The sequence below is a fragment of the Microbispora corallina genome (genome assembly GCF_016863035.1).
GTDB classification, from domain to species: Bacteria; Actinomycetota; Actinomycetes; order Streptosporangiales; family Streptosporangiaceae; genus Microbispora; species Microbispora corallina.
Genome location: NZ_BOOC01000038.1, coordinates 13,492 through 32,722 on the forward strand (window position 1 = coordinate 13,492; position 19,231 = coordinate 32,722).

Annotated in this window: 15 protein-coding genes; 11 read left to right on the forward strand and 4 right to left on the reverse strand. The window is 72.5% G+C overall.

Going from position 1 to position 19,231, the window contains the following annotated elements:
- The first annotated feature begins 16 nt into the window (after positions 1-16).
- The 4 genes from Mco01_RS31365 to Mco01_RS31380 all read left to right on the forward strand — a co-directional run bounded on the left by Mco01_RS31365 (position 17) and on the right by Mco01_RS31380 (position 4,339).
- Positions 17-1,279 (forward strand): ATP-binding protein, encoded by a 1,263-nt coding sequence (locus tag Mco01_RS31365; RefSeq protein WP_204060467.1) that lies wholly within the window; start codon positions 17-19, stop codon positions 1,277-1,279.
- Positions 1,276-2,556, forward strand: coding sequence for an MFS transporter (locus Mco01_RS31370; protein WP_204060468.1), 1,281 nt, complete (start codon positions 1,276-1,278; stop codon positions 2,554-2,556). Before Mco01_RS31365 ends, Mco01_RS31370 begins: the two co-directional genes overlap by 4 nt.
- Before the next feature lie 45 nt (positions 2,557-2,601).
- Complete coding sequence (locus Mco01_RS31375; RefSeq protein ID WP_204060469.1) at positions 2,602-3,288, forward strand: TRM11 family SAM-dependent methyltransferase; 687 nt, start codon at positions 2,602-2,604, stop codon at positions 3,286-3,288.
- 115 nt (positions 3,289-3,403) lie between these two features.
- Complete coding sequence (locus Mco01_RS31380; protein ID WP_204060470.1) at positions 3,404-4,339, forward strand: PLP-dependent cysteine synthase family protein; 936 nt, start codon at positions 3,404-3,406, stop codon at positions 4,337-4,339.
- On the opposite strand, the gene Mco01_RS31385 is transcribed toward Mco01_RS31380, so the two are convergent.
- Positions 4,340-5,488: an ROK family transcriptional regulator gene (locus Mco01_RS31385; RefSeq protein ID WP_204060471.1), complete on the reverse strand. Its 1,149-nt coding sequence runs from the start codon at positions 5,486-5,488 to the stop codon at positions 4,340-4,342.
- A 117-nt stretch (positions 5,489-5,605) separates the two neighbouring features.
- On the opposite strand from Mco01_RS31385, the gene Mco01_RS31390 reads away from it, so the two are divergent.
- From Mco01_RS31390 to Mco01_RS31405, 4 genes are all read left to right on the forward strand, one after another.
- A complete protein-coding gene (locus Mco01_RS31390; RefSeq protein WP_204060472.1) occupies positions 5,606-6,844 on the forward strand; it encodes an MFS transporter in 1,239 nt (412 codons plus the stop codon).
- A gap of 304 nt (positions 6,845-7,148) precedes the next feature.
- Positions 7,149-8,195, forward strand: a complete 1,047-nt coding sequence (locus tag Mco01_RS31395) for a hypothetical protein (protein WP_204060473.1) — start codon at positions 7,149-7,151, stop codon at positions 8,193-8,195.
- Between the two features lie 166 nt (positions 8,196-8,361).
- Positions 8,362-10,569, forward strand: a complete 2,208-nt coding sequence (locus Mco01_RS31400; RefSeq protein ID WP_275410630.1) for a GH92 family glycosyl hydrolase — start codon at positions 8,362-8,364, stop codon at positions 10,567-10,569.
- A 5-nt stretch (positions 10,570-10,574) separates the two neighbouring features.
- A complete protein-coding gene (locus Mco01_RS31405; protein WP_204060474.1) occupies positions 10,575-11,849 on the forward strand; it encodes a glycosyltransferase in 1,275 nt (424 codons plus the stop codon).
- On the opposite strand, the gene Mco01_RS31410 is transcribed toward Mco01_RS31405, so the two are convergent.
- From Mco01_RS31410 to Mco01_RS31420, 3 genes are all read right to left on the reverse strand, one after another.
- Positions 11,850-12,395: a hypothetical protein gene (locus tag Mco01_RS31410; protein WP_204060475.1), complete on the reverse strand. Its 546-nt coding sequence runs from the start codon at positions 12,393-12,395 to the stop codon at positions 11,850-11,852.
- 179 nt (positions 12,396-12,574) lie between these two features.
- Positions 12,575-13,186: a class I SAM-dependent methyltransferase gene (locus tag Mco01_RS31415; RefSeq protein ID WP_204060476.1), complete on the reverse strand. Its 612-nt coding sequence runs from the start codon at positions 13,184-13,186 to the stop codon at positions 12,575-12,577.
- 93 nt (positions 13,187-13,279) lie between these two features.
- Positions 13,280-13,702, reverse strand: a complete 423-nt coding sequence (locus Mco01_RS31420; protein ID WP_204060477.1) for a hypothetical protein — start codon at positions 13,700-13,702, stop codon at positions 13,280-13,282.
- A 314-nt stretch (positions 13,703-14,016) separates the two neighbouring features.
- Between Mco01_RS31420 and Mco01_RS31425 the strand changes: the two genes are divergently transcribed.
- The 3 genes from Mco01_RS31425 to Mco01_RS31435 are packed head-to-tail and all read left to right on the forward strand — an operon-like array spanning position 14,017 to position 19,088.
- Complete coding sequence (locus Mco01_RS31425) at positions 14,017-14,979, forward strand: ABC transporter ATP-binding protein (RefSeq protein ID WP_204060478.1); 963 nt, start codon at positions 14,017-14,019, stop codon at positions 14,977-14,979.
- Positions 14,976-16,331 (forward strand): ABC transporter permease, encoded by a 1,356-nt coding sequence (locus Mco01_RS31430; RefSeq protein ID WP_204060479.1) that lies wholly within the window; start codon positions 14,976-14,978, stop codon positions 16,329-16,331. The genes Mco01_RS31425 and Mco01_RS31430 overlap by 4 nt, the downstream gene beginning before the upstream one ends.
- Positions 16,332-16,334: 3 nt before the next feature.
- Entirely contained in the window at positions 16,335-19,088 is a 2,754-nt protein-coding gene (locus Mco01_RS31435; RefSeq protein ID WP_204060480.1) for an alkaline phosphatase family protein, read from the forward strand.
- The last annotated feature ends 143 nt before the right edge of the window (positions 19,089-19,231 follow it).

Sequence of the window (19,231 nt, forward strand, 5' to 3'; positions counted from 1 at the left end):
CGGGAGAGGAGAGGTCATGAGCGTCCTCATCGTGCACAGGAACCCGCTGGAGCCGTTCCCCTACCACCGCTGGCTGCACGACTACGGGGGCCAGGTGGTGATCCTCGCCGCCCGCGACCGGTTCGAGCCGTTCGGCGAGCAGGTGCCGGTGGGCGACCTCGGCTACACGCGTCTGGAGACCTTCGACGACGACGAGCGGATGACCGAGCGGGTGGTCCGGCTGGCCGCCGAGTACGGCACCACGCACCTGATCGGGGAGCACGAGGCCGACGTCCTGCGGGTGGCCGCGCTGCGCGAGCGGCTCGGGCTGCCCGGCGCACGGGCCGCCGACGTGCTGCCGTTCCGGGACAAGGCCCTGATGAAGGAGCTCGCGGCGCGGGCCGGCGTGGAGGTCGCGCCGCACACCGTGCCGGAGACCGCGCGGGACGTGCTGGACTTCGCCGCCCTCCACGGGTTCCCCCTGGTGTTCAAGAACAGGACCGGCTTCAACTCCATCGGCCTGCGCATCCTGCGCGACCGCGACGCGCTGACGGCCTTCCTCGCCGAGGCGTACGGCTCGCCGAGGGACGACCTGCTGCTGGAGGCGTACGTGCCCGGCCGCATGTGCCACGTCGACGGTCTCGTGGTGAACGGCGAGACCGTGCTGGCCTGGCCCTCGCAGTACCAGTACGAGCTCGCCTCCTTCGGCTCCGATCCCGGGTCCCGCGTCGACCTCGCTCTGGACCCGGACGACCCCCTCACCGGACGCCTGCTGGAGACGACCGACCAGGCGCTCGCGGCGCTGCGGCCGCCCGGCGGCCGTCTGCTCGACCACGCGTTCCACGCGGAGATCTTCCGCACCCCCGACGACCGCCTGGTGCTGTGCGAGATCGCCTGCCGGTCGGGCGGCGGGAAGATCCGGGAGGTCTTCCACACGCTGTTCGGGGTCAACCTCGCCGAGTGCTCCATCCGGGCCCAGCTCGGGCTGCCGCTGCCCGAGGTGGAGGGGCTCACGCGCTCCGGAGGACGTCCCATGCCCGCGCGCATGGCCGGTCAGGTGCTGATGATGAAGCGGCCCGGGCTGATCCACTCGCTGCCCGACGTCCCGCGGGAGCCCTGGGTGGAGCACTTCTGGCTGTTCGCCCGTACGGGTCAGGTGGTGCCGCCCGCCGCGGGATCGGCCGACTTCCTGACCGTCGCCGTCGCCTCGGGCCCCTCGCGCACGGAGTGCGAGCGCAGGCTGCGCTCCCTCGGCGCGCGGCTGGAGGAGCAGGTGCGGGTCGAGGCGGTGCCGTCATGAGACGCCCGTCGGCCCGGGTGCGGTACATGGCCGGCATGGTGATCGACGCCACCGGCAGCGGCATGTACCTGCCCCTGTCCCTGCTGTTCTTCCACCACGTCACCGGTCTGCCCATCGCGCGGGTCGGCGTCGTCATGAGCGCGGCGGCGCTGCTGAGCCTGGTCAGCAACCCCGTCGCGGGGGTGCTCGTCGACCGCTTCGGCGCCCGGGCCGTCGTCGTCGGCGGCTACCTGGTGCGGGCCGCCGGGTTCGCGGCCTATCCCCTGGTGCACTCGCCGGTCGCGATGTTCCTCGCGGTGGGACTGGTGGCGCTCGGCGACGGCTCCTATCCCCCGTCGATCCAGTCGTTCGTCGCCGCGATCGCGCGGGGCGCGGACCGGGACAGGCTCCTGGCCGCGCAGCGGAGCCTGCGCAACGCGGGCCTCGGCGCGGGCGGCCTCATCGCGGGCGCGGCGCTCGGCCTGGGCAGTGACGGCGTCTACCGGGGCATCGTCCTGGTCAGCGCGGGCGCCTTCGTCGCCGCCGCGCTCATCCTCCGCACGATCCCCGTCCCCCGGGCGGACACCCCGCCTGCTGCTGCGGCCGCCGTCGCCCCCCGGACGGGCGGATACCGGCTCGTGCTGCGCGACCGGACGTTCCTCGTGCTGACCCTGCAGAACGTGCCGACGGCCTTCGGCTACATGGTGCTGTCGGTGGCGCTGCCCGTCTACGTCACGCAGGCGCTGAGCGCGCCCGAGTCGCTGGTCGGCGTGGTGTACGCGGTCAACACCGTCGGCATCGCGCTGTTCCAGATGCCGGTGACGCGGCGGCTGATCCGGTACCGGCGCACCAGGACCGCGGCGACCGGCGCGGCCCTGTTCTCAGTGTCGTTCGCAGCCTTCGCCGTACTGGCCGGGGTTCCCGCGCAGTCGGTCCAGCTCGCCGGCGTCTTCGCCGCGACGGCGCTGTTCACGCTGGGCGAGATGCTGCACGGCGCGCCGCTGTCCGCGCTGGTCTCGAGCGCGGCCCCGGAGGAGACCCGCGGCAGGTACATGGCGGTCTACCAGTTCTCCTGGGCCATACCGATCGCGCTGGCGCCCGCGGTGCTGACCGCGCTGCTGGGCCTGTCGCCCACCGCGATGTGGCTCCTGCTCGCGGGATGCGTCGGATGCTCGGCCCTGACGCTGGTCCGCCTGGAACCCCGGCTGCCCGCCCAGGCCGTCCATCCGCGCGCGCCGGCCCCGCCGGAGCGCGCCGAGAGCCGGGAGGAGCACGACCGCGAGACCGTCGCCCCATGAAAGCCGATCACGTGAACGGATATCGACAGGAAGGGTTGTGAACCCATGGGCAGATCGAGTTGGCACGTCCTGCAGGGAGAGGACCCCGCGTACGCGCTGCCGGAGGCCGCCGGTCAGTGCGGCTGGGTCAGCCAGGTGCGGCCGCTGATCGTGGAGATGAGCCGGCCGGGCGACGTCGTGCTCGACCCGTTCGCCGGCTGGGGGACCACGCTGGTGGCGTGCGCGGTGGAGTCGCGGACGGGCATCGGCCTGGAGGTCTCGCCCGAGCGTGCGGAGCAGGCACGCCGGCGTCTGCGGGACTACCCCGGCCAGACGATGCTGTGCGCGGACGCCCGCACCCCGCCGTTGCCCGATGAGTCCGTGGACTTCGTCCTGGCGGACCTGCCGTACTTCGGCACCAACCTCGACACGCACTCCACCGTGGAGGGCCAGTTCTACGCGCTGCGCGACTACGACGCGTACCTGAGCGCGCTCGACGAGGCCTTCGCCGCCCTGGCGAGGGTCATGCGTCCCGGCGCGCGGGCCGTGCTGGCCGTGCAGAACCGCCGGCTGGCCGGCGCCTTCGTGCCGCTGGCCTGGGACGTCGCCCGGGTGCTCGGCAGGCACCTGACCCTGGGCGACGAGCGGATCCACTGCTACGACCGCCCGGTGAGCGACGACGACCCGATGGTGACCAACCGCTCGCACGAGTACCTGCTGGTGGCCGCCAAGCAGGTGGCCGCCGCGAACTGAGAGGCGCCGGGCCGGTGATCGGCGGCGATCACCGGCCCCGGACCGTGAACAGCACCACGCCGGCTCCCGCACGCCCAGCGGCACCGGGACGACGGCCCCGCGCAAAGGAGTACGGATGATCCCCCTGATCGCCAGCGACATCGCGACCACGATCGACGACCTCATCGGCAACACCCCCCTGGTCCACCTCACCGTTGACGGCCTGCCCCCGACCACCACGCTGCTCGCCAAGCTGGAGGCGGCCAACCCTTTGTCGAGCATCAAGGACCGGGTCGCGCTGCGCATGATCGAGGAGGCCGAGGCGTCCGGGGCCCTCACTCCTGGCGCGACGGTGATCGAGTCCACCTCGGGCAACACCGGCATCGCCCTCGCGGCGCTAGCCGCCGCCCGGGGGTACCCGTGCATCGTGGTCATGCCGGACAACGCGTCCCGGGAGCGCACGCTGACCCTGCGCATGCTCGGCGCGCGGGTCGAGTTCACCGCCGCGGCCCTCGGCTTCCAGGGCTGCGTCGACCGGGCGAGGGAACTGCACGCGGAGGTGAGCGGGTCCTGGTACGCCCGCCAGCACGAGAACGCCGCCAACGTCATGGCCCACTACACCACCACCGGCCCCGAGATCTGGGAGGCCACCGGCGGCCGGGTCGACGTGCTGGTGTGCGGGGTCGGAACGGGCGGCACGCTGACCGGCACCGGCCGCTACCTGCGTGAGCGCAACCCCCGGCTGCGCGTCGTCGCCGTCGAGCCGGAGGGATCCCCCCTGCTGTCCGGGGGCTCCCCCGGCCCGCACCGGATCCCCGGCCTCAACGGCGGGTTCACCAGCCCCGTCACCGACGTCGCCATCATCGACGACGTCATCACCGTCTCGGACGACGACGCGGCCGCCATGACCCGGGCCATCGCCGCCACGACCGGGCTGCTGGTCGGGGTCTCCTCCGGGGCGGCCGCCCACGGCTGCGCCGAGCTCTCCCGGCGCAGGGACCTGACCGGCCAGACGGTCGTGACGATCTTCCCGGACACCGGGGAGCGCTACCTCAGCTGGTGGCCGGCCTGATCAGGCGCGGGACGGCGGCCCGCCCCCGGGGCGAGCCGCGCCGGGACCGGGGACGCGCTCGCCCGGCCGCGGCTCCCTGGGCAGGCCGTACCGCTCGTTGAGCATCTCCATCGCGGCCCCCGCGGCGATCACGTCGGTGCCGAGCCTGGACGTGGTGACCTCGACGGCGAGCCAGTCGGCGCGGGGCACCTCGGTGCGGACGGCCGTGCGGACGACGTCGAGGTAGGTCGCGGCATGCGGGAGCAGGTCGGCGCCGGCCAGCACGACGTGGTCCACGTCCAGCGTCTGCAGCAGGTTGACGACGCCGACGGCCAGGACCCGCGCGGCCGTCCCGGCCTCTCCCGCCGCGAGCGCCCGGTCGTGCAGGATCTCCAGGCAGCCGCGCCTGCCGCAGACGCACTCCGGCCCGTCGACCTGGACCACCATGTGCCCGAACTCGCCCGCGTTCGTGTGCGCCCCCCGGTAGACGCCGCCGCCCAGCCACAGGCCCGCGCCGATGCCCGACTCCACCATGATCAGGGCGGCGTCGCGGACGTCCACGCCGCCGAGCCACGCCTCCCCCACGACGCCGGCAGCGACGTCCTTGTCGAGCAGCACGGGGAGGCCGAGCCGTTCCGCCGCCATCTCGCGCAGCGGCACGTCGTGCCAGTGCCGCAACCGGTGCGCGTCGCGCACCACGCCCTGCGCGTGGTCGAGCGGGCCCACCATGCCGATCCCGACGCCGACGAGCCGCCCGGCCCGGCACTCGCCGGCCAGCGCCCCGACCCCGGCGGACAACTCGTCGAGCAGCCGCCCGGGCGTGAAGTCGGGGGGCAGCGGCCTGGCCACCGTCTGGAGGACCCGCCCCGTGAGGTCGCTCAGCACCATCCGGAGCGTACGGCGGGCCACGTGCGCGCCGATCGCGTAGCGGCTGTCCGGGACGAGCCGGTAGACGCTGGCCGGTTTGCCGACGCCGTGCCGCCGTACGCCGTCCGGCTCCACCAGGCCCGCGGCGACCAGCCGCGCGATGACCTTGGACACCGCCTGGGGCGTGAGGCCCGTCGCGGAGGCGATCGTCGCGCGGTCGAAGACGCCGGCACGTCGGGCGACGGCGACGACGGACGCGTCGTTGTAGTCGCGCAGATACTCCACATCGGCCGGTCTGACCACCCCGCCATCCTATTACGCAACACCGTTGCTATACCCTGAGGCGCAGGTGAAACGAGCGCCACAGGCCCGCCTCCCCACGGCGCGCGGGCCGCGCTCCATCGATCACGAAGGTTGTCCATGAGACCCCTCACCCCGGCGCAACGCCGGTCCGCTCTGCTCGCCCTCGCCCTCGGTGGTTTCGCCATCGGCCTCACGGAGTTCGTCGCGATGGGGCTGCTGCCCGACATCGCCCGCGACCTGCTCCCCCAGATGTACGCCCAGTCCACCTCGCAGGCCGTCGCCCACGCCGGATGGATCGTCAGCGTCTACGCGCTCGGCGTCGTGGTCGGCGCGCCGACGCTCGCGGCGCTGACCGCGCGGATCCCCCGCAAGACGATGCTGCTGGGCCTGCTGGCGATCTTCATCCTCGGCACGGTGGCGTCGGCCCTCGCGCCGACGTTCGGCCTCGTCCTGGTCGCCCGCTTCGTGGCCGCCCTGCCGCACGGGGCGTACTTCGGCGCGGCCGGCCTCATCGCCGCCTCGATCATGGGCCCGGGCAGCCACGGCAAGGGCTTCGCCGTCGCGCTCGGCGGCCTCACCGTGGCCAACGTCGTGGGCGTGCCCGCGATCACGCGGCTCGGCCAGGACGCCGGGTGGCGGGTCGCCTACCTCGCCATCGCCGCGATGTTCGCCGTGACCCTTCTCGCCGTCCTGGCCACCGTTCCGGCCGTCGCCGCGCATCCGGACGGGTCGGCCCGCAGCGAGTTGCGGGCCTTCCGCGCCCCGCAGGTCTGGCTGGTCGCGGCCACGGCGGCGCTCGGCTTCGGCGGGTTCTTCGCGATCGACAGCTACATCGCGCCGGTCACCACGCACGTCGCGGGGCTGCCGGCGTCGGCGGTCCCCTGGGTGCTCGTCGCGGTGGGTCTCGGCATGACCGCCGGCAACGCCGCAGGGGGCTGGGCGGCCGACCGCGACCTGCGCCTCACCCTGCTGGCCGGGTTCCCGGCGTTCGTCGTCGCCATGGGGATCTTCGCGCTGATCGCCCACTGGCCCGCCGGGCTGTTCGCCGGCGCCTTCCTGATCGGCGTGGCCGGTCTGTTCCTCGGCCCGGCCATGCAGTCCCGCCTCATCGCCGTGGCCCCCGGCGCGCAGATGATGGGCGCGGCCGTCAACCAGTCGGCCATGAACGTCGCCAACAGCCTGGGCGCGGCCCTGGGCGGCGTGGTGATCGCGCGCGGCCTCGGCTACGTCGCGCCGGGGTGGGTCGGGGTCGTCCTCGGCCTCGTCGGATTCGCGCTCGCGGCCACCAGTTTCGCGCTGGAGTCCGCCCGCAGGCAGCCGGCCGAAGCCGTACGGGAACCCGCGGGCGTCCGCTGATCGTCCGGGCCGACGGCCCGCACGCCGGAGGGCGTGGGGTCCCTGGGCGTGGCCGCCGCAAAAAATTCTCAATTCCCCCAATCCCTCTGTGAGCTGCCCTAAGGCCATGTCACCGCCTTTAGGCCACAGATTCGCCCGCATGGGGTCGGCGTATGCGGGGAAGGTCTCCACGGTCCCACGGAAGAGACACGGTTTGGCAACAAAAATCCAGATCGCTTCCGTGGGGTGCCGGGGCCAAGCGCTCCGGCGAACCGCCGCAAGCCCGGCGGAGACAAGTGAACCGCAACGATATGGAGGAACGGTGATGCCGACCAACCCCCACCGCCCGAGCAGCGGACTGTCGTCCGGACCGGGTGGGCCACGCCGGCGCATCTCCCCACCCGTGATCCTCGCGACCGCGATCGTGCTGACCGCGTCGGGCGGCGCCGGAGTGGCGGCGGCCTCGGCCGCCTCGCCCGTCGCCCCGCCGACCGCCACCCCCGCGCCCACCCCGACGGCCACGGAGACGGTCACGGAGACGCCCGGCGCGATACCGACGGACGCCCCCGCCGAGCCTCCCACGGCCACACCCGCCCCCGCCGAGGTGCCGCTGGTGGGCCCCTTCCTCGGCGCGCTGCACGGCGAGGTGGTCGTGCCGGGGAAGGACCGGTGCTCCACCGTCACGGTGTTCACCCAGACCGGGCAGGTCACCGCAGTCTCGGACGGCTCGATCACCGTCAGGAGCCAGGACGGCTTCGAGCGGTCGTACACCGTGGGCGACTCCACCCGGGTGTTCACGGGCCGCCGGGGCGGCGAGATCAAGCAGAACGCCTGGGTCTCGGTGATCGCTCCAGCCCAGCCCGCCGCGCCGGCCCCCGCCCCGGAGAGCCCGGCTCCGCTTCCGTCCCCCACGCCGACGCCGCCGGAGGTCACGCCCGCTCCCTCCGAGAGCACGCCCACGCCCACGCCCACAGACACGGGCACGCCCACTCCTTCCGCCGACCAGGCCTCGACGCTCCCCGGCGTTCCCGTCTCCCCCAGTGAGACGGACTCCGCCGCCCCGCCGACCGAGACGACGCCCGCCGCCCCTCAGGGGGAGACGGCGACGGCCGCCTACGTCTTCGACCTCTCGCGGCCCGGCAAGCGGCTGTGGCACCCCGGCAAGGGCTCTCCGTCCGCCCTGCAGTGGCGCTTCGGGAAGCCTGTGTGGCGCGCCCCCCAGCCCTGTCCGACGCCGACGGTCATCCCGACCGAGCCGCCGGACGCGACCCCCACTCCGACCGCGACCCCCACGGACGCGGTGACCCCGACTCCTGAGCCCACGCCCACGGACACGGGGACGGGCACTCCGGCCCCCGCTCCGACGTCCTGACCACCCGCCGGCCGGCCCTCCCCTGCGCGGGAGGGCCGGCCGCCGCGTCACGTGCGGCGAACGGCCGAATTTTGGTACCGCCGGGGAGCGCCGTTCACCTGGCCGAAACCTGAACCCGGGTCGCGTTGGGTAGAGTCACGCCATCCTCGACAGCGTTGACCCATTCATCGGCACCGCGGCGACCGACCTGCCTCAGGCGCGCGGTCTCGCCGCCACGTGGTGGTGGCCGAAACCCCAGGTGGGCAACACCCACCCGGGCGCCACGTCGCCACTGGGCATGGTGTCCGCGTGCGCCTACTCGGGCGCGTACCCGACGGGGTACGGGCGGTACGCGAAGAACACCGAGGGCGTCCCGGACGTCATGTTCGAGCACCTCCAGGCATCCGGTTTCACCCATTTCCAGCAGTCCGGCACCGGCGCGATCCGCAAGTACTACAACTACGTCCGGGTCACCCCCATGGTGCAGCCGCTGGACCTGCTGGGAGTGTCGTGGCCCCTCCGCGACGAGGTGGCGGAGCCGGGCTACTACGCGGCCACCATGGACACGGGCATCCGCTGCGAGCTCACCGTGGGCGCCAAGGTCGCCGTGCACCGGTACACGTTCCCCGAGCACGGCAGCGCCCGCGTGGTCGTCGACCTGTCCTGCGGCGGACTCGCCATCGAGCTCGGCCGTACCGTGCCGCTCCGCGCGCAGGTGGAGAGCATGGGCCAGGGCCGGGCGCAGGGCACGGTGGTGATGGAGGGCGTCCCGCTGTCGGTGCACGTGGACGTCGACAGCCCGGGCTGGCGGCAGATGCTCTGGTACGACCGGCGGCTCATCGACGGCGGCACCCGCCTCGACTTCGACAGCATCCGGCACACCACGCTGCGGCCTTTCGGGATGCTCTTCATGGGCCCGACCACGGCGGGCCAGACCGTCGAGGTCCGGCTCGGGTTCTCCCTGCGCGGGTGCGACCAGGCGCGGCGGAACCTGGAGCGCGAGTGCGGGCCCGGGCAGCCCGCCTTCGACGCGGTGCGGTCCCGGACCCGGGCCCGATGGGGCGAGCACCTCGGCCGTGTCGAGATCGAGGGCGGCACGAAGGCCCGGCGTACCGTGTACGCGACGGCGCTCTACCATTCGCTGATCAAGCCGTGCGTGGCCGACGACGAGAGCCCGTTCTGGCCGACCCCTGGACCGTACGCGTTCGACGTGTGCACCATGTGGGACATCTACAAGACTCAGCTGCCGCTGCTCGCCGCGATCGTCCCGGACCGGGCGGTGGACCTGCTGGAGTCGCTGATCCGGGTGTGCGAGGAGGAGGGCAACTTCCCCATCGGATACCGGATGGCCCGCGGCGCCGACCGGTTCTTCCGCCAGGCCAGCGCGCTCGCGCACACGGCGCTGGCGGACGCCCACGCTCTCGGGCGTACGGGCCTGGACTGGAACTGGGCGCTGGTGCACATGGTCGACGACCTGCGCCGCCTGTACGGCGAGGACTTCTTCGAGCACGGCGTGGTGCACCCGATCACGCACACCCTCGACCTGGCGTACGCCCACCACTGCACGGCGCAGGTGGCCAGGGCGCTGAACGATGGGCGCCTGGCCGACGACCTCGAGGACCGCAGCCGGCAGTGGGCCAACGCCTTCGACCCGCACACCGGGCTGCTGCGCGACTCGGAGTTCTACGAGGGCGGCAAATGGAACTACTCGTTCCGGCTGCTGCACGACATGGCGGCGAGGATCGCCCTGGCCGGCGGCGACAAGGCGTTCGTCGCCAAGCTGGACAGGTTCTTCGGCTTCGGCGCCGCACCGGTACGGCAGCCCGGCCGGCGCCCGCGGCCGGCGGAGATGGCGGCGGGGTACGCCCTGAACCGGTTCGAGGGGCTGAACAACGAGCCCGACATGGAGGCGCCCTGGGCGTACCACTACGCGGGCCGGCCCGACCGGACGGCCCAGGTGGTGCAGGCGGCGCTGACGTGGCAGTTCGGCACCGGGCCTGGCGGGCTGCCCGGCAACGACGACTCCGGCGGCCTCAGCTCGTGGTACGTCTGGGCGTCGCTCGGGCTGTTCCCGATCGCCGGGCAGAACCTGTTCCTGGTCAACGCGCCCGCGTTCCCCCGGGCCGTGCTCAGGGCCGGGGACAACGAGTTCGTCATCGAGACCAGCGGGCACCGCGAGAGCCCGATCGGCGTCGACGGCATCGACCGCGACCCGCCGGCGCAGTACGTCCAGTCGGCTACCCTCAACGGCGAACCCCTGCACGCGACGCATCTGAGCGCCGCCACCGTGCACCGCGGCGGCCGGTTGCACCTGCGACTGGGCCCGGAGCCGTCCGGATGGGGGCTGGGAATCCGGCCGCCGTCCCTTTCCGATACGCCCCCGACCCCGGAGTAAGTGTGATGACCCTCCCCCGTCGCCGTCTCGTCATCGTGGTAAGAGCCGACCCCGTCATCTGCGGCCACTCCGGCGAGGCCCGCAACCTCGCCGAGGTGGCCCTCACCCGCGGATTCGACGATGTACGGCTGCTGACCTGGCCGATCCCCGCGCTGCAGGCGGCCGGGCTGCCGCTCAAGCCATTGGACCGGCTGCTGCCGTACAGCCCCGGGATCACCGTGGAGCGGCCGGAACCTGTCGGGGACTACCGGGTGCCGGACGGGCGTCACCAGGCCGGGCTCACCGGCCGCCTCGTCGAGCTGCTCGCCGAGCCCGTGCCCACGACCTGCCTGTCCATGTACCTCGTCCCGCACACCGCCGTGGTGGTGGACGCGGTCGCGGCCGCGCGCGCGACCGGGCTGGCGCCCACCGTGCACACGGTGGCGAAGGCCGTGGGCTCGGACGTGACCAACGTGATCCGGTCGTGCCTGCGGGAGGGCCGGTTCGGCGCGGCCACCGTGCTGTTCAGCACGTTCCTGGCCAACGACGAGGTCGTCGCGGTCTCGGAGTACACCCGGGAGGAGATCGTCGCCGCGGCCGAGCAGGTGGACGCGAACTGCGGCACCACGTTCGCCGAGCAGTGCCGGCGCCGCGTGACCGTCAGCTACCCGCCGATCGACTCGGCCGCCTTCCTCGACCCCGATCCGGCCGAGGTGGACGCCGCGCTCGCGCGACGCGGCCTGGAGCGGGACGGGTACGTGCTGTTCCTGTCCCGGGTGGCCCGGGCGAAGGGGATCTACGACCTGTTGATCGCCTTCGGCCAGATGCGCTGCCGGTCCCGCGTGAAGCTGGTCGTCGCCGGAACCGGCCCGGCGCTGGAGCACGTGCAGGCGATGGCCAAGGAGGACGACCGGGTGGTCTTCCTCACCGACGTCGACGACCAGGAGAAACCGCTGCTCATGCGCGGCTGCGCGGCCTACGCCCTGCCCACCAAGCCCGAGCCCGACTTCGTCGAGACGTTCGGCATCGCCTTGGCGGAGAAGGCCCTGGCCGGCGGCGGACCGATCATCACCACGACGACCGGCGGGACCGCCGAGGCGGTCGGCGACACCGCCGTCATCGTCGAGCCCGGGGACATCGCCGGTCTGGCCGCGGCCGTGGACCGGGTGGTCCTGGACATGCCTGTCGCCGAACGGCAGGACCTCGAACGCCGGGCCCGCGCCCGCGCGATGGCCTTCGACCGGGCCGCGGTGTTCGACGGCCTGTTCCCGGAGGAGGCACTCGTCGCCGGGGTCGGGTGACTAACCCGTCGGCCGGACCGCCAGGGTGGCGCGGGTGGAGTCGGCCTTCGAAAGCCGCAGCCGGACGCCGTTGACCCGGACCTGCCCGCCGGTGCTCAGCGCGATCTCCGCCTCGCCGTGGCAGCGCCCGTCGGTGCAGGACCCGCTCGTCCTGGCGCTGCCCCCTCCGACGCTCATCCTCCCCGTGGAGTTCTCGACGGCCAGCATGACGCCCTCGTCCGCGAGCGACGTCACGGTGATCGAGTCGAGCCCGAACCTGGCGTCGATCACCAGCCGATCACCCCGGTGGACCTCCACCTCGCAGTCGGCGTTCCGGCAGGCGGTGAGCTCGGACGGGGACGGGGACGGGGACGCGCTCGGAGAGGCGGGCGGCGGGCTGTTCGGCGAGGCCGGCGTGGACACGGGGGGCGGGGTGCTCGGGGCCGTCTCCACGGCCCCCGTCCGCTCCCTGGACCGTTCCGGCTCCGAGCCGCATCCGGCGAGCAGCGCCGCGATCGAGAGGCCGGCGAGGCCGGCCCGCGCGGCAGGGCTCGAGGTGATCCCCATGACCTTCTTCTCCCCCGAACGGAATCGGCCGTACGCGGCCCGTTGCGTCGCGCCCCCGGGCCGCGTCACAACGGTAGTCAAGGCGTCCCATGGCACCCCCGTTTTCGCCGGTGACGCGCCGGAGCCCCCTCCCCCGGGACGCCTCACGTGGCGGACGGCCGCGTCCGTAACGGCCGGATTCATTCCGGTCCGGACCCCTGGACCCGTCTGATGGTCGCCAGCCAGGCGGGCGCGCCGGCGTCGTCGTGGAACCGCGTCTGGACCCGATCCGGTACGACCGCGGCGACGTTCCATCCGCGATCGGGGGTGAACGCCGCTCGCAGGTCGTCCCGGCCGACGGGGTGGGGGCCGGCATCGGGGCCGTCGTCGCTGAAGCACAGCACGTACAGGGTCGCGCCGGGCTCGGTCGCCGACGCGAGACTCGCCGCGTACTCCTGCCGCTCGTCGCCGTCGCAGGTGTGGAAGAGCCCGCAGTCCAGCACCGTGTCGAACCTGCGCCCCAGAAGGCCGAGACGGAACGCGTCGGCCGTGGCGAACTCGGCCGCGATCCCGCGCTCGCGGGCCTTCTCCCGGGCGGTCGCCAGCGCCGTCCCGGCGACGTCGACGCCCAGGACCGGCAGTCCCAGCGAGGCGACGTGGAGAGCGTTCTCGCCGGTCCCGCAGCCCGCGTCGAGGACCGCCCCGGCGAATCCGCCCTCGGACGCCAGACGCACGACCGCCGGCTGAGGCCGGCCGATGTCCCACGGCGCGGGACCGTCGTGGTACGACGCGTCCCAGGGCCGTCCCGTCATCCGTTCATGACTGGTCGGACGCCGCCCATCGAACGGATCGCCGGCGAGTCCTCCCGATCGCTCCGCCACCTCGCCCCCCTTCCCGAACTCTGATCATCGCGGCCTCGGCCACTCCACTTTCGGGCACTCCGCCGCTCCGGATTCGAGACAGCCGTTGAGGGCGCGGGAGTCGAGCCAGGCCTGATACGCGGTGTAGATCCTGCGTAGCCCATCGTGCTCCTGGCGAAGCGCCAGGAAGTCATCCAGGCAATCGAACAGCGTCCCCACCGCGCGGGCGTCGGCGGCGGGATCCAGGTCACATGCGTTCTTCGGGCCATCGGGCTCGGTCAGACGCAGAACCAGGCTCCACCAGACCAGGTTGTTCCCACACCCCACCCGGGTCACCAGCCATTCCCGGAAGCCGGTGAGCAGAGCGCGGGCGTTCCCGTGGTCGCAGCCCTCCACGAACGAAACGATGCCGGCGAAGTCGGCCCGGGGCAGGAACACGAGCGGCCGCTTACGGACCGCCGCGAACATCTCCCGGTAGTCCCCTGTCTCCAACCGTTTTCACCGCCTGCGCGTTCGCCTGCCCGCACCGATCCTGCCCTGCCGTCCGTCTGGCGTCGATCCCTCGCCCGGCGGAGCGGGCGAGAGGCAGAGCCGCAAGCCGTACGACGGCGTGACGGACCGTGGTCGTGCGGGCCCTCGGGTGCTGGAGGGGCAGCCGGATAGTTAGGTGGGGTAAGTGACGGTCGGGAGAGGTTTGCCCAACGTTTGACTTCCCGCCTTACCGAGGCCAACCACGATCTATAAGTTCCTCTTGCTCATGATCAAGGCAAGGGGAGACCGACATGCAGACGAGCCCCGCGGTCCGGGGTCGCGCGATCAGGAAGTCCTTCGGTGACGTGGTCGCGCTCGACGGCGTCGATCTCGACGTGGCGAGCGGGCAGGTCCACGGCCTGGTCGGCCCGAACGGCGCGGGCAAGACGACGCTCCTCGGCCTGCTGCTCGGCCTGGCGGTCGCCGACGGCGGCAGCCTCGAGATCCTGGGCACACCTGTCGGGCGGACGCTCGCCGTCCCCGACGGCGTGGCAGGCTTCGTGGACGGGCCCGGGCTCTATCCGTCGCTCACCGCGCGCCAGAACCTCTCAGCACTCGCCGCGCTGCGCGGGTACGACGCCGCTCGCGCAGGCGCCGTCGACGACGCGTTGGAGCAGGTCGGGCTCACCGACGTGGCCGACGACCGCATCCGGGGGTTCTCGCTGGGCATGCGCCAGCGGCTCGGGCTGGCCGCCGCGCTGCTCACCACACCGCGGCTGCTCGTGCTCGACGAGCCGGCCAACGGCCTGGACCCCGCCGGCACGCGCCACGTACACCGCGTCATCACCGAGCTCGCCGACAACGGGACGGCGGTCGTCCTGTCCAGCCACCGGATGGACGAGCTCGCGGCGCTGTGCACCGAGGTCACCCTCCTCTCCACCGGTCGGGTCGTCTTCTCCGGGCCGGTGAGCAAGCTCGCGGCCGAGAGCGGCGAGCTCGACTACCGGCTGCTCACCTCCGACCCTGCGGCCGCGCGTCAGGTGGCGCAGGAAACGCCCGGGCTGCGCGTCCTGCCCGGCCGCGACCGCCTCGAACGGCTGGATCCCGGCGTGCTCGTGGTCCGCGGGCCGGTGCCGGCCCTCGACGAGCTGGTGGTGCGGCTGGTGCGGGCCGAGGTGGCGGTGCGCGAGCTGGCGCCCGTGGTGACGCCGCTCGAGGCCGCGTTCCTGGCCCTGACCGGGGCCGGGCAGACCGACGAGGAGGACCCCCGATGACCACGACCGTCGCGCCGCCCGAGGTGACGGCCCGGCCGGCGCCGGTGCTGCACGGCTACCGGTTCGAGCTGGTGAAGCTGCTGTCCCAGTGGAGGATCCGCCTGCTGCTGCTCGCCTGCTGGATCGCCCCCGCGGGATTCGTGGCCGCGGTGAGCCTGCAGAGCACGCTGCCCGCCGACACGGTGTTCGGCCGCTGGATGAACGAGACCGGCTGGGCGGGATCGCTCGTCGTGCTCGACTTCTCGTGCAGCTGGGCGCTCCCGCTGCTGACGGCGCTGGTCGCCGGCGACATCTTCGCGGCGGAGGACCGGCTGGGCACCTGGCGTCATCTCCTCGTCGCGGTCCGCTCGCCGAGGCGGATCTTCGTGGCGAAGGGCCTCGCCAGCCTCACCGTGCTCCTGATACTGGTGGCCGGGCTGTGCGCGTCGAGCGTCGCCGGCGGTCTGGCGGCGGTCGGCAACCGGCCGCTCATCGGCCTCGACGGCCATCTCCTCTCCACGGGAGACGCGGCCGGCACCGTCCTGCTCGCATGGGCCTGCGCGCTCGCGCCGACGCTGGCGTTCGCCGGGGTCGGCCTGCTCGGCTCGGTGGCTTTGGGCCGCTCCCCGATGGGGCTGCTGATGCCCGCGCTCCTCGCCTTCGTGCTGCAGCTCGCGCAGCTGCTCCCGCTGCCGGTGGCCGTGCAGCTGGCCCTGCCGAGCCACGCCTTCCTCGCCTGGCGCGGCCTGTTCACCACCCCGGCGCAGGCGGGCCCCCTCCTGATCGGCCTCGTGGTGAGCCTGGCGTGGGCCGTCCTCGCCACCGCGCTCGCGTACCGCCTGTTCCTGCGGCGCGACTTCACCGACCTGACGTACGACGGGGCGGGGCGGCGCGTGCTGGTGACGGCGGCGCTGCCGCTGGCCGGCCTGGTCGCCCTCGCCGTCGTCGTCCTCGCCGCCGCGACCCCCGCTCAGGGTTCCGGCATCGTGCGGGGCAAGCTGCAGGACTCGCTCGCCACGGCGTACGCCCACCTCTACCGGCTGCAGACACAGGAGCTTCACCGCCCCGCCGTCACCGAGGCCCAGCTGGGCGCCACCGCGTCCTGCGACAAGGGCGACTCACGGGTCGCCGACGAGGGACCGGGCAACGACTGGCGGTGCGTCGTGTCCTGGCGCCTCCCCGGCGCGACCGCCGTGGGCAGCGCCATCTACCAGCTCGACGTGACCGCCGACGGGCGGTACGTCGCCGACGGTGACGGACCGAAGGAGGTCAACGGCTACTTCCAGGTGCGTACTCCGACGGGAGACGCGCCGAACCCCCTGTGGCAGTTCGACGGGAACGTCGACCTGCTCGCAAGCACCCCGAAGGATTGATTCATGCACGTCACGCGCCAGCGCGTCGCCAAGGTCCGGACCGGGCTCCTCGACGGGCGCACCGGCCGGCGGACCCGTCTCCTCGCGGCCGCCACCGCAACCCTCGTCGTCGCGGGCGGAGGCATCGCCTACGCGTCCACCGACGTCTTCGGCACCGACCAGGTGGGCCAGACCACCGACAAGGGCCTGGTCGTCTCCGCCGACCAGTACATCAAGCCGATCGGCGATCGTCTCGTCATCAACAACGGCAAGATCATGTCGTCCTCGGTCAGCCCGGACGGCACCCACCTCGCGGCCTCCATCACCGACGGCGGGATGGCGCTCGCCATCGTCGACCTGAAGACCTGGACGGTGCAGCAGCTCGTCGGCAACAACGCCGCGGCGAACCTGCGCATCAGCGGCAACGACGTGGGCCAGGAAGGCCCCACGTACTCGCCCGACGGTTCGCAGCTGTGGCTGGGCCGGGCCGACATGTTCACCAAGTTCACCGTGAACCCGGACGGCTCCCTCGCCAACCCGGTCAACATCAGCATCGCCGCGCAGGGCTCGAAGCACGCGCTCGTGGGTGAGCCGGTGTTCTCCGCCGACGGCAAGACCGTGTACGTCGCCGTCAACGGCCAGAACCGGGTCATCGCCATGGACGCGGCGACCGGGGCCATCCAGCAGAGCTGGGCCGTGGGCAACGCCCCGCGTGACATGGTCATGGTCGGCACGAAGCTCTACGTCAGCAACGAGGGCGGCCGTCCCGCCAGGCCCGGCGAGACGACGATCAACTCGTACGGCACGCAGGTGCCGGCCGACCCGAACACCGGTGCCACCACCACCGGCACCGTCAGCGTCATCGACCTGGCGAACCCGGCCTCCGCCCCCGCGAGCATCGACGTCGGCCTGCACCCGACCGCCCTGTACGCCAAGAACGGGGCGCTGTTCGTCACCAACACCGCCACCAACGACGTGTCGGTCATCGACACCGCCAGCGACAAGGTCGTCCAGACCATCGCCACCCAGCCGTGGCCGCAGGCCTCGGTGGGCTACGAGCCCGACGCGGTGACGCTGACCGACGACGGTCACCTGCTGGTCACCCTCGGCCGCGCCAACGCGGTCGCCGTCTACCGGTACACCAGCCCGCAGGAGCCGGTCAGCTACGTCGGCCTGCTCCCGACGGACTACTTCCCCGCGGAGATCACCACCGTCGGCGACCAGGTGCTGGTCTCCAACACCCGTGGCATCGACGCCCGCCGTCCCACCACGGCCGCCGGGCACGGCACCCACGACACGACGTCGAGCCTGCAGCGGTTCACGCTGCCGGACGACAAGGAGATCGCCAAGTACACGGACACGGTCTTCGAGCAGAACGGCTGGGGCAAGAACGACGTCAAGATCGCCCACGGCAACAAGCAGAAGGCCGAGCCGGTCCCGAAGCGTCTCGGCGACCCCTCGACGATCAACCACGTCTTCCTGATCGTCAAGGAGAACCGGACCTACGACCAGGTCTTCGGCGACATCGCGAAGGGCAACGGCGACCCGTCGCTGGCCCAGTACGGCGAGAACGTGACGCCGAACCAGCACGCGCTGGCCAACCAGTTCGGGCTGTACGACAACACGTACGACATCGGCACGAACTCCGCCGAGGGTCACAACTGGCTGATGCAGGCCGACAACCCGGAGTACACCGAGTCCAGCGCCGGTCAGTACCTGCGCAGCTACGACACCGAGGACGACGCCCTCGGCCACCAGCGGACCGGCTTCATCTGGAGCGGTGCGCAGGCCGTGGGCAAGACCGTGCGGAACTTCGGCGAGTTCCACCAGTTCCTCACCAAGCCGGCCGGCGCGACGTGGCAGAACCTGTACTGCGACACCAAGAACATGCAGGCCACCGGGCAGAACACCGCCTACACCCTGAACTCGTCCTCGCCGATCCCGTCGCTCAACGACGTGTCGGTGCACGGCTTCCCGAAGTTCGACACCAGCGTGCCGGACATCTACCGGTACGAGATCTGGAAGCGTGACTTCGAGGCCAACGGCCCGGCGAACCTGAACATGTTCTGGCTGTCCAGCGACCACACGGGTGGCCCGGTGAACGGCGCCGCCCAGGTCGCCGACAACGACCTGGCGGTCGGGAAGATCGTCGACGAGATCTCGCACAGCGAGTACTGGAAGGACTCCGCGATCTTCGTGGTCGAGGACGACTCCCAGGCCGGCACCGACCACGTCGACGGTCACCGCGCCCCGATCCAGATCATCAGCCCCTGGGCCAAGCACGGCACCGTGGACAGCCACTACTACACGCAGATCACCATGATCCGCACCATCGAGCAGATCCTCGGGATCCAGCCGATGAACCAGAAGGACAGCGCCGCGACCCCGATGACCGCGGCGTTCACCGGCAAGCCCGACTACACGCCGTTCACCGCCCTGCCGAACCGCACCTCCCTGACCCTGGGTCTGTCGGGCTCCAACCTGCCGTCCTGTGGTGCGGACACCCCCGCGCCGCAGGACCCGGCCGCCGCGGCCCCGCCGTCGGCGAAGGTGCCCGCGGACAAGCAGGAGGTCGCGAAGAAGTGGGGGGCCTGGAAGTCCCAGCAGTCGTTCAACGGGCCCAACGCCCGGGCCGACTCCGGCAACCCCGAGCAGATGAACCGCTTCTCGTGGTACGAGGCGCACGACTTCAAGAAGCCCTACCCGGGTGACGACGAGATCTACACCCCGGACCAGGTGCCGGGCGCGTACATCCCGTCGTCCGACACCGACGGCTGATCTTCAGCACCTCACGCGACGGCCCGCCGGGATTCCCGGCGGGCCGTCCGCACGTCGGCCGACTGGAGAGGCGGCGCCTCCGGGGCTGGCTTGATCGAATGAAAGGAAAGCGTTCATAACGAAAGCAGGCGTCGGTTAGGATC